16 protein-coding genes are annotated in these 16,448 nt (G+C 38.1%); 12 read left to right on the forward strand and 4 right to left on the reverse strand.

All coding sequences use genetic code 11. The features are described from left to right. Positions 1-52 precede the first annotated feature (52 nt). From CXF76_RS09250 to CXF76_RS09265, 4 genes are all read left to right on the forward strand, one after another. On the forward strand, positions 53-2,755 hold the full coding sequence (locus CXF76_RS09250; protein WP_101163505.1) for a TonB-dependent receptor domain-containing protein: 2,703 nt from the start codon (positions 53-55) through the stop codon (positions 2,753-2,755). A gap of 220 nt (positions 2,756-2,975) precedes the next feature. Next, entirely contained in the window at positions 2,976-4,115 is a 1,140-nt protein-coding gene (asd, locus tag CXF76_RS09255) for an aspartate-semialdehyde dehydrogenase (RefSeq protein ID WP_024591037.1), read from the forward strand. A gap of 338 nt (positions 4,116-4,453) precedes the next feature. Further along, positions 4,454-6,343 (forward strand): putative bifunctional diguanylate cyclase/phosphodiesterase, encoded by a 1,890-nt coding sequence (locus tag CXF76_RS09260; RefSeq protein ID WP_232785110.1) that lies wholly within the window; start codon positions 4,454-4,456, stop codon positions 6,341-6,343. A 351-nt stretch (positions 6,344-6,694) separates the two neighbouring features. Continuing rightward, a complete protein-coding gene (locus CXF76_RS09265) occupies positions 6,695-7,819 on the forward strand; it encodes a DUF748 domain-containing protein (protein WP_024591035.1) in 1,125 nt (374 codons plus the stop codon). Between the two features lie 87 nt (positions 7,820-7,906). On the opposite strand, the gene CXF76_RS09270 is transcribed toward CXF76_RS09265, so the two are convergent. After that, positions 7,907-8,716, reverse strand: a complete 810-nt coding sequence (locus tag CXF76_RS09270; RefSeq protein ID WP_007583228.1) for an ion transporter — start codon at positions 8,714-8,716, stop codon at positions 7,907-7,909. A gap of 100 nt (positions 8,717-8,816) precedes the next feature. On the opposite strand from CXF76_RS09270, the gene CXF76_RS09275 reads away from it, so the two are divergent. The 5 genes from CXF76_RS09275 to CXF76_RS09295 all read left to right on the forward strand — a co-directional run bounded on the left by CXF76_RS09275 (position 8,817) and on the right by CXF76_RS09295 (position 11,013). Next, positions 8,817-9,029 carry a hypothetical protein gene (locus CXF76_RS09275; protein WP_007583226.1) on the forward strand — a complete coding sequence of 71 codons (213 nt, stop codon included), beginning with the start codon at positions 8,817-8,819 and terminating at the stop codon, positions 9,027-9,029. Positions 9,030-9,044: 15 nt separating this feature from the next. Then, on the forward strand, positions 9,045-9,326 hold the full coding sequence (locus CXF76_RS09280) for a hypothetical protein (protein WP_024591034.1): 282 nt from the start codon (positions 9,045-9,047) through the stop codon (positions 9,324-9,326). A 68-nt stretch (positions 9,327-9,394) separates the two neighbouring features. Continuing rightward, positions 9,395-9,586: a YwbE family protein gene (locus CXF76_RS09285; protein ID WP_007583223.1), complete on the forward strand. Its 192-nt coding sequence runs from the start codon at positions 9,395-9,397 to the stop codon at positions 9,584-9,586. After that, on the forward strand, positions 9,586-10,104 hold the full coding sequence (locus tag CXF76_RS09290; protein ID WP_024591033.1) for a DUF4240 domain-containing protein: 519 nt from the start codon (positions 9,586-9,588) through the stop codon (positions 10,102-10,104). Before CXF76_RS09285 ends, CXF76_RS09290 begins: the two co-directional genes overlap by 1 nt. A 447-nt stretch (positions 10,105-10,551) precedes the next feature. After that, positions 10,552-11,013: a hypothetical protein gene (locus CXF76_RS09295; RefSeq protein ID WP_101163507.1), complete on the forward strand. Its 462-nt coding sequence runs from the start codon at positions 10,552-10,554 to the stop codon at positions 11,011-11,013. A 20-nt stretch (positions 11,014-11,033) separates the two neighbouring features. Here the strand turns inward: CXF76_RS09295 and CXF76_RS09300 are convergent, their stop codons facing one another. The 3 genes from CXF76_RS09300 to CXF76_RS09310 form a co-directional block, all read right to left on the reverse strand. After that, positions 11,034-12,293 (reverse strand): Y-family DNA polymerase, encoded by a 1,260-nt coding sequence (locus CXF76_RS09300; protein ID WP_101163508.1) that lies wholly within the window; start codon positions 12,291-12,293, stop codon positions 11,034-11,036. Further along, positions 12,281-12,694, reverse strand: coding sequence for a S24 family peptidase (locus CXF76_RS09305; protein ID WP_007377584.1), 414 nt, complete (start codon positions 12,692-12,694; stop codon positions 12,281-12,283). Before CXF76_RS09305 ends, CXF76_RS09300 begins: the two co-directional genes overlap by 13 nt. Positions 12,695-12,774: 80 nt before the next feature. Next, positions 12,775-13,194 (reverse strand): MarR family winged helix-turn-helix transcriptional regulator, encoded by a 420-nt coding sequence (locus tag CXF76_RS09310; protein WP_024591031.1) that lies wholly within the window; start codon positions 13,192-13,194, stop codon positions 12,775-12,777. A 134-nt stretch (positions 13,195-13,328) separates the two neighbouring features. On the opposite strand from CXF76_RS09310, the gene CXF76_RS09315 reads away from it, so the two are divergent. The 3 genes from CXF76_RS09315 to CXF76_RS09325 all read left to right on the forward strand — a co-directional run. Next, the gene (locus tag CXF76_RS09315) at positions 13,329-14,072 is read left to right on the forward strand and encodes a siderophore-interacting protein (RefSeq protein WP_024591030.1); all 744 of its coding nucleotides are present in this window, start codon (positions 13,329-13,331) and stop codon (positions 14,070-14,072) included. Between the two features lie 141 nt (positions 14,073-14,213). Then, the gene (locus tag CXF76_RS09320) at positions 14,214-15,203 is read left to right on the forward strand and encodes an LLM class flavin-dependent oxidoreductase (protein ID WP_024591029.1); all 990 of its coding nucleotides are present in this window, start codon (positions 14,214-14,216) and stop codon (positions 15,201-15,203) included. Positions 15,204-15,500: 297 nt separating this feature from the next. Beyond that, positions 15,501-16,448, forward strand: a 948-nt coding sequence (locus tag CXF76_RS09325; protein ID WP_101163509.1) for a patatin-like phospholipase family protein, incomplete at its 3' end; no start/stop codon positions are given.

A 16,448-nucleotide genomic window follows, 5' to 3' on the forward strand; every position in this document is an offset into this window, starting at 1 on the left:
TATAGCCGAGCGAAAGCTCGGCTAATGTCTTGTTTTGTTTCGGAGTATAAAAATGAAATCTTTTAAACCCTCTACACTTGCTTTATCAAAATTAAACTACGCTGTAATGGCTGCGTTACTTGGTTTATCAGTAAATACAGCCACGGCTGCTGAGCAGCAAGTAGAAGAGCAAGAAATAGAAGAAGTTGTTGCTGTAGGGCAACGATTAAAGGGCAGTGCGGGTGCTGTACTGCAAGAACGTCAAAACCAAGCGTTTGTTGCTGATATTATGGGTGCAGACCAAATATCACGTACTGGTGATGGCGATGCCGCCTCTGCACTTCGTCGTGTTACTGGTTTAACGTTAGTCGATGGCAAATTTATTTATGTGCGTGGTTTAGGTGAACGCTATTCTAGTACTCAGCTAAATAGCATGTATGTACCAAGTCCTGATCCTACTCGCTCAGTGGTTCCTTTGGATTTATTTCCATCTGAAATTATTGAAAGCTTGAGTGTACAAAAGTCATTTTCACCGGATATGCCAGCGCATTTTGGTGGAGGTAATGTAAATATTCGCACTAAATCAATTCCTTCTGACTTTTTATTAAAAGTACAAGTGGGTACATCGTACAATACTTCTAATAGCGATACCGGTTACTTTTACAGTGGCGGTGATGATGACTGGATGGGTCGAGATGATGGTTCGCGAGCATTATCGGATGTGTTTACTACTGCGCTTACCAGTGATGCTGGTCTTGAGGGCAATATAAACACTACGTTAGCTGAGCGTAAAAACCTGATTCAATCGCTTGATTGGGATGTAGGTATTTCAGAAAAGGATGTTGACCCTGCTATGAACTTCTCTATTGCCTTAGGTGATAGATTTGAAAGTGAGGTCGGTACTTTTGGTGTGCTTGCAGCCGTATCTTACGATAACGAGTGGGAAGTAGTTCAAGAGCAAAGCGGCTCAAGCCTTGGTAGCTTAGGCTGTGAAGACAAATGTTTTGCCCAGTATTACGATGGTACATCGACTGAGCAAAATGTACGTTGGAGCGGCACATTAAATTTAGGATATGAGTTAAACTCAAACCATAAGTTTGAGCTTACTAATATTGCACTTCATGACATGAGTGACCGCGTACGTAACCGCGATTACTTTGATGCAAATGAAACCGAAGAAGGTGTCACCGAATTACGCCGAGTAGATATTACGTACGAAGAGCGCGAAATGTTTTCGACTCAGCTTAAGGGGACGCACAACTTTCCAGAGCTAAATAATTTATTTTTTGATTGGTATGGCGGTTTAAGTCGAGCAAACCGTAATGCACCAGGTGGTTTAGATGTTGTTTATCAGCAAAACTTAGTTGATGGCGTGCTTGAATCTGAACAACTGCAAGATGTAGCTGCAACAAATATCACCCGTGAGTATCAAGTATTACACGACGATGTTGAAACATTTGGTTGGAATATGGGTATGCCTTTTTATGGTGACGGCTATGAGCTTGAGTTAAAAATAGGCGGCGATTTTTCAGAGAAAAAACGTGATGCAAGTAATGTGAAGTTTGGCATTACGCACCGTGGTATAAGCGATGAGTACTCGTTCGGCTCTAACGTAAGCGATATTTTTGCTGATGAAAACACGGCGAATGACGCTTTTTATGCAAGTGTAACCGGCTCAGGTATTTTTGATGACGGCACCACTGATGGTGATAAGTACAGTGCAGCGCATAAATTAGATGCTTATTATTTTATGGCGGATTACTTCTATCAAAACACTTGGCGTTTTACTGGTGGCGTTCGATGGGAAGATTTTTCTCAAGTATCAGTCGGTTATGAAGCGCATACTAATTTCTTTGAAAATACGTTACAAGAAATCCAAGATGTAGCTATTAATGAAGATAACTTTTTTCCTTCTTTAGCTGTTACGTACATCATGGATGAAGAAATGCAATTTCGCTTAAATTTAAGTGAAACAACCATTCGCCCTGATCTACGTGATGTAAGCTCTTCTTTCTTTGTTGACCCGTTAACTGAGTTTCTGGTGAGAGGATCACCTAGTTTACAAAGTTCTAATTTAAAAAATGTAGATTTTAGGTTTGAATGGTATATGCCATCAGGTAATAACCTTTCTGTTGCATTGTTTTATAAAGACATTGAAAACCCAATTGAAATGGTTGAGCTTGCGGGCGTAGGTGGTGCATCTCCACAGTTATTAACAGCAAATGCTCAGTCGGGTAAATTGTCGGGTATTGAAGTTGATTTTTTAACTGACTTTGGCTTTATAAATAAAGATTGGTCTTCAGCATTCTTGTCAGGCAACGTTACGCTATCTGACTCAAGTGTTAATTTGGGGATTAATGATTCAGACGGTGTTGACTCACTGTTTGAAACACAGCTTAAAGAAGCCCTTGAGGCCGATACAGTATCGAATATTGTAACTAACAATGAGCGTCGTTTAGTTGGTCATTCTGAGTGGGTTGCAAACTTACAAATGGGCTATGACTCGGATGATGGATTTCATTCTACTTCACTAATTTATAATGTGTTTGGCCCTCGTATAATTGTACCTGGTACACGTGGTAATGAAGATGCCGAAGAAAAGTCGTTTCACTCAGTTGATTTAGTTTATTCTTACTTCCCTAACTTTAACTCTAAAGTTAATTTTAAGGTTAAGAATATGCTTGGCCAAGAAAAAGAAATTGAACAAGAAGGTCTTACCCTTTGGGGACAAGACACCGGCACTGAGTTTAGTTTAAGTTATAGCTATGAGTTTTAAGCTTTATTTAAAATAAAACTCAAGGAATGAAATAATAAACTTCACTATCTATTAGCTCTGTATTTTAATACAGAGCTTTTTTGTGTTTATGCTCAGTATGAAAAATATTTAAGTTCTGTTTTATTCGCTAGTTTTAGCCGTCTACGAGTGTTAGTTTAGCGTTAATGAAAATTAAATCTCACGCAATGAATTTAATTTTTAATGTATTAAGGCATCTTTTATGAATCAAACAGTGGAACAAACAATGAAAAAAGTAGGATTAGTCGGTTGGCGTGGCATGGTTGGCTCTGTGTTATTAGAACGTATGCAGCAGCAAAGTGATTTTGCCCATATCGACACCACCTTTTTCACCACCTCACAAGCGGGTCAACTAGGCCCAGATATAGCAGGCGACGCAAAACCATTACTAGATGCAAGTGACATTAGCGAACTTGCTAAAATGGATATTATTGTTACTTGCCAAGGCGGCGATTACACCAATGCGGTATATCCAAAACTTCGAGAGTTGGGTTGGGATGGTTACTGGATTGATGCAGCTTCAGCACTGCGTATGAGTGAGGACAGCATTATAGTGCTGGATCCCGTAAACAAAGATGTTATTGAACAAGGCTTAGCGCAAGGCGTTAAAACCTTTGTGGGCGGTAACTGTACTGTATCGCTGATGCTACTTGCATTAGGTGGTTTATTTGAGCAAGACCTAATTGAGTGGGTAAGCCCAATGACTTACCAAGCGGCTTCGGGCGCTGGTGCACGAAATATGAAAGAGCTTATTGCACAAATGGGCGCTATTCATGCAAGTGTTGCAGATAAACTAGATAACCCAAGCTCTGCTATTTTAGAAATTGATAAAATAGTAAGCGAAACAATGGCGTCAAATGACTTACCACAAGACCAGTTTGGTGTGCCATTAGCGGGCAGTTTAATCCCGTGGATTGACGTACCTATGCCAAGCGGTCAGTCTAAAGAAGAATGGAAAGCACAGGTTGAAGCGAACAAAATTTTAGGTTCTTCTAAGCAACCAGTGCCAATTGATGGTTTATGTGTACGTATTGGCGCTATGCGTTGTCACTCACAAGCGATGACCATTAAATTACGTGAAGATATTAGCGTAGAAAAAATTGAAGAAATTTTAGCGTCTCATAACGAGTGGGTTAAGATTATTCCTAACGAGCGTGAAATTAGCGCAACAGACTTAACACCCGTTAAAGTAACAGGCACTTTAAGCATTCCTGTTGGCCGTATTCGTAAATTAGCGATGGGGCCAAAATACATCAGCGCATTTACAGTAGGCGATCAGCTTTTGTGGGGAGCGGCAGAGCCACTTCGTCGTATGCTACGCATAATTGTTAATGGTGAGTAATACCAATTCGCAATAATACTTAATCAATTTGAGGGGTTAAATCTGACGCTAACTACGTTAAATATTTCTGATATAGAACAACTAAATAACGAAATTTTTGCCTTGTTATCGACACGATTTTCTCCTCTCAAAATAGATCACTTAATTAAGCGAATTGGTATAATATATAATCAGTATTAACAAAAGGGGTTGGCAATTTGCCAGCCCTTTTTAGTTTAATGGCTTATAAAACCGCTTAAGAGGCTTAAACAATACTTTTTTATGAATGTTCACTGTTGTTTATTATTGAACTTAAGTAAACTGTTTACATTGTGCAACAGCCTATTCAAGTAACATTAATGACCTCTCACATAAATAACTTTGCCAATAAGCGATTAGCATTTGTTAGCTCCTATTTTAGTTCTGCAATTGCTATAAACACGGTTGTTTCTTGTTTTCTTATTTTTAGCAGTATTAACCACAGCGCCTCGCAAGAAAAACTTTACTGGCTTTTTACATTATCATTTATTTCATTACTTCGAATAGCCAGCCATGTATTTGTTAACAACACCCATGCTTTTAAATATCATCTGTATTTTATAGGTTTATTATTAACGGCTTTAACATGGGCTGCTTTCCCCATTTTATTTTATGAAAATATGCAAATGCAGGAGAAGTTTGTATCACTCGTTGTTTTTAGCTCCCTTGCTGGTGGCGGTGTAAATGTTTTAGCTTCTGATATTCGTTCCTCCTTGTCGTATATAACCTGTTTACTGGTTCCTTTTAGTATCTTATTACTTTTACAGCCTATTGAAGATGAGAATGTACTAGGTATTTTAGGGCTCGTTTTATGGTTTATTTTGTGTTTTGTTACTGCTGTACGTTCTGCCAAAGATGTAAAGTCATCAATTAATAATGAACTTAAGTTAGATCAATTTATTGAAAACTTAGAAAACGAAGTGCAACTTCGTACCGAACAAATAATCCTTTTAGAGCAAAAAGACAATTTAACTAAATTGTTTAATAGAGGGAGCTTTGTTTCTAATGTCGAACTTGATTTAGCCAATCAAAATGATGATATTAAAGCCGTTTTATTTTTAGATATGGATGACTTTAAAATCATCAACGATAAATACGGTCACGATTTTGGTGACTTTGTGCTGGCCCAAACAGGTAAACGATTAGTTGAAACGCAAACTCAAGGCGATTTTATTGCTTGTCGTTGGGGAGGGGATGAGTTTATTTTTTATTCTCGTAGTAACACCGAAGACGAACTTTTTGACTGTGTTTTTAGATTAGTTAAAACTTTAACGAAAACAGTAAGCATGGATAGCTATCAAGTAAACCCTTCTTTTAAAGTTGGGCTGTATTTTACGCGTGAAAATTTTAACCTTGAAGACGCGATTAAATATGCTGATGTTGCTATGTATGAAGGTAAGAAAAGCCGTAATGAAATATCGGTATTTGACGAGCAAATGCATGAATCGCTTAAAAGAGAAGAAGTACTTCGTAGCTCAATTAAAGAGTGCGTAGAAAAAGGTGACTTTCATCTGTGTTATCAACCTATTGTTGATATAAGTACAAATGAAATAACCACGTTTGAAGTACTACTTCGTTGGCAGTTTAATGATGAATTTATTCCCCCTTCAGAATTTATAGATATTGCAGAGCGATATGGAAAAATTAATATATTAGGTGAATTTGTACTAGAGCAAGCCATTGCGAGTTTAAGTAAGTTAAACGCTGTGAATAGTAAGATTGGATTGTCGATTAATGTGTCGGTGTTGCAACTAGAAAACCATAATTTTTTAGATTTTTTAGTTGCTCTTCTAAATAGATATGCTGTTAAACCATACAATGTGCATTTAGAAATAACAGAAACAGTGATGATTAAAAATTTACCGTATTTGTCAAAAGTGATTACGGCCATAAAAAATACCGGTGTGCGTATCTCTATTGATGATTTTGGTACTGGGTTTTCTTCTATATCGGTTTTAAAAGAGCTGTCAGTTGATTACATTAAAATAGACAAATCTTATATTGATAATATTTGTGAGTGCTCAAAAGATAAAAGTATTGTATCTGCGGTAACTAACATGTCGCATATGATTGGTTGCCAAGTAATAGCGGAGGGCGTAGAAAATACAGCTCAGTTAACGTTATTACAAAGCTTACAAATTGATAAGTATCAAGGTTTTATATTCAGTAAACCAGTTAGATTTGATCAAGCATTTTCACTTATAAATTAAAGGGATACACTCGCTTTATATTCAATTAAGCATTGCTGTATAAATTACATTTTACAGCAATGTCTTATTTTAAATACTGGATTTACATCATTTTTTCAGAAAAACTTAAAATCTATATTGCATTTTACTACCTTAGAATATTTCCCTACTCGTACTTTTGAATCTTCATATTCATCGTTCACTCTTAAAGTGGTATAACCTTTGCTTTTAATAAGTAGATTAGCCTGTTTAGCTACAATGAGGCTACCAACGATGTATTTTAAATGCGATCTACGTAGTGTTATTACAATTTTGCGTAATTCTTACATGTTTAAAATGCTCATTTGAAAGTATTAGGTAAAGGAAATTACAATGAGCTCGGTTTCTAATGTATTTCAAAGCAAATGGTTTAACTCATTAGCGGTTATTTTATTAGTCATTATTATTGCCAGAATAGCCGCACCTTATGCGCTTCAGCAGTACGTAAATTATCAGCTAAAACATACGCAAGGTGTTACGGGGCATGTTGGTGATGTAGATTTGTTTTTATATCGCGGTGCCTACGCGATTGACGACGTTGAAATTTACGCTGTTGATGCAACTTCAGCTCCTAAGCCTTTGCTGAGTATTCAAACTCTCGATTTTTCACTCGCGTGGTCAGCCCTTTTAAAGGGTAATTTAGTAACAAATATGGCATTCACGCGTCCTAAAATAGTTATTTATGATAAAGACCCCAATGCCTCTGAGCAAAATAAACAAGTAAAAGACGAAACTACTTGGGTAGGGCTCGCCAATAATTTAGTACTGTTCTCTATTGATACCTTAACAATTGAGCAAGGCAAATTAACTTTAGTTAACTCAACGAATAGTGGTGAAAAACCCACTTTTATATCAAATATCAACGCTCGAATTGAAAATATAACCAACGCGCAAAACCTATCAAAAACACTAGTGACTACTCTAAGCGTAGAAGGTGCATTAATGGGGGAGGCCGGATTAAAGCTTGATGGCAAATTAGATCCCTTTAGCAAACAAGCCAATTTTGATTTTAACGCAGAGGTACAGCGTTTCTCTGTTAAAAATTTAGACACTGTATTTAAGGTATACACGCCTTTTGATATTGAAGCGGGTGGCATTGATGGCGCTATGGAACTTGTAGCTAAAGACAATAACTTAAATGGTTATGTAAAAGCGGGCGTTCAAAACTTGAGTGTGTTCTCGTGGCGCGAAGATATAGAAAAAGATGACGACGGCATATGTACGGCCATATTTGAAGGCAGTGTTGATTTACTGGGCTCTATACTCGAAAACGATGAGTCAAAACTTGTTGCTGCACGTATTCCTATAGAGGGACAACTAGATAATACGGATGTTTCGACTTTTCAAGCTGTGATTTCGGTATTAGAAAACGCATTTTTTGATGCGTTTAAAATGAAAGTAGATAACGTTATTTCTTTTGAAGATACGGATGAAAAACCTGATAACGAGGAAAATTAAAGCTCTTTGGTAATTCTATTTCAATTAGATCTTTAAATTGCACCCACTTTTTAAACTTTAAGTGGGTGCTTTAGTACTCTTATCAGATTAGTTTTTGCGGTTACTCAATAGCTCTTTAAGCTCAGCAATTTGGGATTGTAGTTCGTTTACTTGCCCTTGCGTTGCAGGTAATGAGCTGTCGTCTGCGAGCTCTTCTCGCGCTTTGCGGTGCTCCTCACTCATAACTTCTAAAATGGCACCTACCATCATATTTAAAAATACAAATGCGGTTAAAAATATAAACGTAAGGTAATAAATCCAGCTTAGTTCGTACACCGCCATTGTTTCGTACATTATGTCGGTCCAATCTTCAAACGTCGCCACCCTAAACAAGGTAAGCATTGAGATTGATACGTCTTGCCAAAGTACGGGGTTTATTTCAGCAAACATCATGCTGCCCATTGCAGCGTATATATAAAAAATAACAAACATTAATAGGGCTATATAACCCATTTGTGGAATGGCTTTAAGTAATGAGTTAACTAATAAGCGCAGCTCAGGGATCATCGATACCAATCGCAGTACTCTAAATATGCGAAGTAGACGAGCAATTAACATAGTAGAGCCAGCAGCAGGATATAAACTGCCCAATACTATGATGGTGTCGAATATATTCCATCCTTTAGAAAAAAAGTGTTTTATGCCTTTACTTGCAATAAAGCGGATTACTAGTTCAATTAAAAAGAATGCGGTAATGCCAACGTCCATCCAATTTAGAGCAAGCTCTACGGTAGGATGTAGTGAGTAAGTGTGCGCACCGACTGTCAGGGCAGAAACAATAATTACAGCTATAACAAATGATTGAAATATCTTGCTTTTGTCTATACGCTGAAACAACTTTTGTAACTGCGACATCATAGAAATAGATCCTTTGGAGATTAAGATTTTATGGCGCTAATATACAATAATATTGTAATAATTTAACGCTTTTTCGATATAGAAAGTGTAAGGAAATTTAATGTTTATCAATAAACTAAAAAGTAGCGCATTACTTATTGTTGGATTATGTGTTTTAGCTGGTTGTAGCTCTGACGCGCGTTTTCATGAAGTTCAATCGGCGCGCCTTGATGAATGTAACTATAAAGCCGACAAAGAATATTACGAATGCCTAGATAAACAAGACTCTAACTACGAAGAGTTTAAAAAACAGCAACAAGCAGAAACTAAATAAGTAACCTTTATATTTATGACTAAAACTCAAAAGCAGCGCGATAAGCACATTCGACTAGCACTTACTAATGCATGCGAGGCAATAAAAGAAAGCGTAATTGGTTTTGATTATCTAACGCATACCATCGATTTAAATAACGAGGCCAATACGTTAAAAGTACAGTGCTATTTTAACGATGATATAGCCCTTGAAAGTGCAAAACCGCAACTTAACGAATTAACAGCTATTATACTTAACGAGTTAGCAGTTATTAAGTTGAACGCAAAACCAGCACATATTTCATTTTCCGCCAATTAACAGAGCTTTTGTTGGTTTGATAGCACATGGACGTTATAATTAGATAAATTATTTTTAGGGTTTAAATTATGGCTGTTCCTACGCGTTCGCAAATTTCACCAGGTACCACAGTAAATATTGTATTAAAAGAAGATCAACGCAGCGGCACATTAACTGAGGGTGTTGTTGAGCGCCTTTTAACAAAATCACCAAATCACCCACACGGCATTAAAGTACGTTTAGAAGATGGTCAAGTTGGCCGAGTAAAAGAGATTTTATAATGGCAGCGTTAACAGAACAGGCTTTTTGGGAATTAGTAACAACGCCTGATTTAGGGCTCGATCCGCAAAGTGTGAGCGATAGCCTAAAAACTAAACTTAATGATTTAAGCGATCAACACCTTATTGATTTTGATAAGCATTTTGGCATACATATGCGTAAGTGTTTTACCTGGGATTTGTTTGGTGCCGCCTTTGTGATGGCTGGATGTAACGACGATTACGGCTTTAGCGAATTTAGATGTTGGTTAATTTCGCGCGGTAAAACAGTATTCGAAAACGCCTTAGAAAATGCTGATTCTATAGCGCAGTGTACACCTGTTTATTACTTAAACGAGCAGCCTTATCCGTACATTGATGAGTATGACTTAATAGCCGGTTTATTATTTGAAGAACGTAACGAAGACGAATTGCCGTTTATCCCTTCTGGCAGTGATGAGCCCAAAGGTAAACGTTTTAAAGACAAACCTAAGTTTTTAAAGCAAAGCTACCCTTTATTATTTGCAAAGTACTGGCAATAAAATAAATACCAATTCGTATAACTAGTTAAATAATCTAATGAGTTCAATTGACCCTTACAATTAGGCGCATTGGTATAAATCGTTTTGTTGTTTAAGTACGTATTAAATAAAGTGCTTAACAACAAAATGGTTTGTAATGAGTATCTAGGGCATGTTTACCTTTGGTGGTTGAATTTGTTCAATCCAAGAAGGATTTAATCGCGGCGCGACATTTGTAACCTAGTGGGCTCGACAACTGCTCCTGCGTTATTCTAATGGCTTACATCCATGTAAGAATAATAAAAACCGAGCAAAGCTTCCGCGTCCTACTCACGCGCTTGCTCCTGTAATACGACTTCTCTCCTTTTATAGTAAATCTCTGTTATAGTTGTTAAAAGTTATAAAAGCTAAGTGATTAGGCATTTTGCTATTATTTAACACGCTGACTCACGAGGATACACCCACGAAATGAAATATTTAACACTCGCTTTATTAACTGTCGCTTTTACAAGTGCAAATGCTTTTTCTGAGCCGAGTAATAAAACACGATTTATACCGTTTTTAAAGTCAAAATTGGGGACATACGAAGTTGTGTCGACCAATTCAGGGTTATGCGTTAATAGCGATTTGAGTTTGACAGACGAAAGTGATTTAAGTGCAGGTTTTAAACTTGGAGAACAAATTGTATTTGGATCGCTCCACAATGGTACTCGCACTATTAAAAAACCAAACTTTTGTTTTATAACCAGTACGCTTAAATATAAAAGTGATGGCCTTGAAAACGGTTTAAGAATGAGCCGTTGTGAAAACCCTGCAAACGAAAAAACAATCAGTCAAAGTATCAAGTTTTTAGCTGATAACACACTAAAATACACATTAAGCGAACCTAGTGTAGAGTGCACATTTAAAAAAGCAGATGAAAGTAAATAAAGCATCTAGTAAGTAGCAAATCATTCGCAGTATATTTTAGGGATATCGCGCCAACGCGTGGTGTACTGCGGCGACAAAAAATCACGGTTCATGTGCCACCGGTCATTTAATTTACTACTAGCTAAACTAAGCATTCCTTTCCCATACCGTGTATTTATAGCATCTAGGCAACTCATTAATTGTGGGTTGTCAGTACGTTGGTTAAACAAATCACTTTGTTGAAATTGCTGTGACGTAAGTTCTAAAGCGCCTACACCACACTTGTAAAACCTAACTGCAGGTTGGTATATTTGATCAAATACCTCAGATACAGCATTAGCCATCACGCAGGTGTCGTTAGTGGGTGAGGGGAACTTATACACAAACGACTTTTTATAATATCTATTTTCGTGCGCGCCACTGGCTGCAAAAATATAAAGCTGGTGAGTGAGCGAACGTTGCACTCTTAGTTTATTAGCCACTGTGGTTACATGGTTAATTAGCGCCGTTTTAAGGGCTGTTGGCTCGCATATGCGCTCTCCAAAACTACGGGTCGAATAAATCTCCCGCTTGTCTTGTCGTACATCATCCCAGTTTAAACATGTTATCCCGTTAAGCTCGCTTACTGTACGTTCAACAACCACACTAAATGCACGGCGCATTGCTTTAGGGTTTTGCTGAGCAAGATCCCAAGCGGTGTGTATATTCATTATTTTAAGCTTTTTAGCTAGTCGCCGGCCTATTCCCCAGACATCTTCGCAGCTCATTCTTTGTAAAATAGCTTGGCGAGTTTGCTCGTTATTTATTACTGCTACACCATTAAAACCACTGAGCTTTTTAGCGGCGTGGTTAGCGGCTTTTGCTAAAGTAGGGGTCGGGCCAAAACCAACACCCACAGGAAGCTTTGTTTCGCGCCATACTGTGCGCCTTATTGTATGGCCGTATTCATGCCAGTCTTTAATTAATGATGTGTAGCCATTAAAGTGCAAAAACGATTCATCAATACTGTATATGTGCTGTGTATCGCAAAAGCGGCCAATAATATTCATCATTTTGTCGCTTAAATCAGCATAAAGCTCGTAATTGCTAGAACGAATAACAACGTTGTTTTGCTCAAGCAAATGCTTAACTTTAAAGTACGGGCCAAATTTAGGAATATTTAAGCGCCGAGCAATAGGACAAATAGCGCATACACAGCCATCGTTATTGGTAAGTACAACCACGGGTTTGGATCGAATAGCAGGGTCGAATACTTTTTCGGCACTGGCATAAAATGACACAGCATCAACTAAGGCATACATTTTAGTAACTCTGGGCTTTGCCTGTGCATTCTTATTGATAGCGTTACTACGCCTTCGAGCTGAAACTCGTCTGCAGAGGTTAGTTGTACAGGCTTATGTAAAGAAGAAGCTGAAAGCAGCCGCGCATTGGTTTTATCAAGCAGTTTGCATACAAAAAGACCATTTAAGTTAGCAACAATAACGTCACCATTTTTTACCGGCTCTGCACGGTCGATAACTAATAAGTCACCTTCAAAAATTCCGACTTCTTGCATAGAGTTACCCGATGCAATACCAATAAACGTAGCATCTGGATGCTTTATTAAAAGCTCATCAAGGGTTACACCTAGCTCGGTGTACTGCGCTGCGGGGGATTCAAAACCACACACGCCTGCTTCTATATAAATGGGAATGACAAACATAACACAACCTAAAACGCATGCACTGTATAAGTGTACAGTATATGCGTTTTGTGTAAGTTATGCCAAGAATGTATGGCTGATCAATCCATGTTTTTGATCATTTGTTGTGCGGTATCTAAAAAGTCTTTGATTTGTTGAGGGTTTAAGTTTTTACACATTTGATTATTTATTTTCTGCTCTGAGGCTAACAACTTATCAAAAAGAACTTTACCTTGCTCTGTGAGCGATAAAATAAAGCAGCGCTTATCGTGCTCACTTGCCTGTTTACTTATTAAATTTAAGCCAATAAGATCTTTAATTAAACGTGCTATTTGCGCTTTGTCGCGCTGCGTTTTAGTAACAATATCGTTAGCCGTACAGTTATTTACGTTCGCGATAATATGTATGCAGCGTACGTGCATAGCATTAATACCAAGTTCGCCTGCGTTAATTGCTTCACGAATTGTTACACGGTAATTTTGCATTAATTCAAACAGCGTATTTGATAAAGGTGTATTCATAGAACTCTCAATATAGTTGACAAAGTCAATTAACTTGTTATAGTTGATTTTATCAACCAATGGGGCGTTGTGCAATACCTGCTTTTTATAGCAGGTTGGTATTAAAGTCTAAGTTTTGTAAAACGAGGTAATACATGAGTAAACAAGTTCGCAAAGCCAACGTATTAAGTACACAGCAAATCACACCCCACCTACAGCGTATTGTTGTAGGCTCTGATGATTTTAACGACTTAACCTCACAGTACATTGGTAACTATGTAAAAGTACTATTTCCAAAAAATGGTGAAGTAGATTTTAACTTAAAAACAGCGTGTATGCGATCTTACACAATAAGGCATGTAGATGCACAAACAGGCGCGCTAACGCTTGATTTTGTTATAAATATGCACCAAGGTCCGGCAACTGACTGGGCTAAAACTGCAAAAGTAGGCGACGAGCTAGGCATTGCAGGCCCAGGCCCTAAAAAGCTAGATAATTATGAGCATTCGCATTATGTATTACTAGGCGATTTAACATCGGTAAATGCAATAAAAGGGTATGCGCAGCAATTACCTTTAACTTCAAAAATTGATGCTTTTGTACATGCGCCCACTGAGCAAGACATTATTGATTTAGAAACAAGCCGCGATATTAATTGGCTTGTTACCGACAACGCTGACGAAGCGCTACTTAGCGCACTTCAAAATTTGCACATTACAGCAGAGCTTCCCATTGTATTTATGGCATTGGAGGCTGGGCTTGTACGTAGGGCAAAAACACTGCTAACAGAGCAATTTAATATACCGCGCAGTAATATTGTTTCCTCAGGATATTGGAAAAAAGGCGTGGATTCAGAAGGCTATAAAAAGCAGCGCCAACGTGATGCACAGCTTGCCTGAATACCTTAGAGCAAAATAACATATACCTATTTTGCTTTAATACCTCTGCCTAACTTGAATTGACCTAATAGCAGACCCATTTAAGTGTTTTATGCTAATGATGTAATCCATTATTAGCATGCATTTTTAGGAGCTGCTATTTTGTTAAATTCCATTCCTTTTTCGTTATTAGAACTTGCCCCCATGATCAAAGGGGACAGCGTTACTAACACTCTTCATAAAAGTACTAAATACGCACAACGCGCAGATGAGCTTGGCTTTAACCGCTTTTGGCTTGCTGAGCATCATAATATGCCAGGTATAATTTGTGCGGCCACTTCAATTTTGGTTGGTCACATTGCAGGCAATACTAAAAAGATACGGGTTGGATCGGGCGGTATTATGCTGCCAAACCACTCACCTTTAGTTGTTGCTGAACAATTTGGTACGTTAGAGAGCTTATATCCAGGGCGAATAGATTTAGGGCTAGGGCGTGCACCAGGTAGCGATCCTGTAACAAGTCGTGCACTAAACAACGATATGAGCCGCGCAGAAAACTTTCCAGGTGAAGTAACTGAGCTGCAAACATTGTTAGGTCCTTACAATGGTACGCATCCTATACGTGCTATACCGGGCGAGAACACAAACGTTCCTATTTGGCTATTAGGCTCGAGTTTATTTAGCGCGCAGTTAGCGGCGCAAAAAGGGTTACCGTATGTATTTGCAGGGCATTTTGCACCGCGTTTTGTGCACGAGGCAATAGCGCTGTATAAGCGTGAATTTAAAGCATCAAGCGTACTTGATAAGCCATACGTCATGCTTGCACTGCCTTTAGTAGCAGCAGACACCGACGATGAAGCGCAATACTTGTCGACTACTTCTAAACAACGTGTGCTCGAACTGATACGTGGTAACGAGCTGTGGCTAAAACCACCTGTTGAAAGCATGGATGGGTTGTGGAGCGAACAAGAACGCGCTCATGTAGAGAACTTTTTAAGTCTAAGCGTAGTAGGCGGACATGTAAGTATTAAACACAAGTTAGAGATGATAGCGAAACAACTAGAAGTAGATGAGTTTATATTTACCAATGATGTGTTTGATAGTGAAAAACGCCACCGTGCACTCGAAATTTTAATGGAAATAAAGCATTAGCTCAAAAACTATTAATTTAGATAGTGTAGTTAAGCAAGCGTACACCTTGCCTCTGTTAATGTTGCAGGCATCAATTAAAGAACATTCATTTATACATTGAATTAATTTATGTGATGTCTGCAAAGTTTAAAATCAGTCTTTTTTTAAATAACTAGCTTATAGTAAGTGGATTTAGTAACTATATAGCGTTCTATTTTATCAATCGAACTGATTTAAATAATCAATTTTAAGATATCACTTTTATTTTTTATAATGTATGTATTAAGCCAAACATCATTAAATAAAGGTAGGTTCACCGTGAAGTCTCTAAATAGCGCAACAGCTAATTCAGTTAACAAAACAGCGCAACCAAAAGTTGCACTGATTGCTGAAGGTGGCGGGCAGCGAGGGATCTTCACAGCTGGCGTACTTGATGCGTGGTTAGAGCAAGAATATGACCCATTCGATTTATTCATTGGCACCTCTGCAGGTTCGCAAAACTTAACTAGCTACTTAGCGCGTCAAAAAGGCTATGCCAAACGCCTAATTAGAGGGCTTTCGCGTAACAAACGTTTTTTTCAGCTTGGTCGCGGATTAGTGGGTAAACACATAGTTGATTTAGATTGGTACTTTGACAAAACCACCGAGGTAAAAAGAGCCATAGATTTTAAAACAGCTAAAACGAGTTTAGGCGCGCGTGAGCTACTTATAACAGCCACTAATGCACGAGACAGAAAAGCATATTACCTATCACCTACAGGTGAGAGTGGTCAATGGCGTGATTTGTTAAAGGCTTCTAGCGCACTCCCGTTTTTATACAAACAAGGTGTAAAGTTAACACCTTGGTTAAACGCAGAAGCAGCTAACGAAATACACCTTGCTGAAGAGCAAGTACAGAGCGATTTTTATCTAGACGGCGGTTTAGCCGCTCCATTACCAGTGCGTGAAGCTTACAACCGAGGCGCTCGTAAAATTGTTGTAATAAGAACGGTTGACGCTAATTTTCAAGCGCAATCTGCGTGGGTTCAAAAGCTAAAATCGCTTGCAACTGTATCAGGTTACTGCCCAAAAACTTTAGACTATTTATTACAGCACGAGCAGGCCTATTTGGATGAACTTGAGTTTATTGCAAACCCACCAAGTGATGTGGAAATAATACAAATCTTTGCAGACGAAAAGCTGCATAGCAAATTATTAGGTAGTTCAAATAACGATTTACGTTTTGATCATAAATTAGGCTTAGATGCTGGTCGCTCATACTTAGCA

The organism is Pseudoalteromonas sp. 78C3 (assembly GCF_002836695.1).
Lineage (GTDB): Bacteria > Pseudomonadota > Gammaproteobacteria > Enterobacterales > Alteromonadaceae > Pseudoalteromonas > Pseudoalteromonas arctica.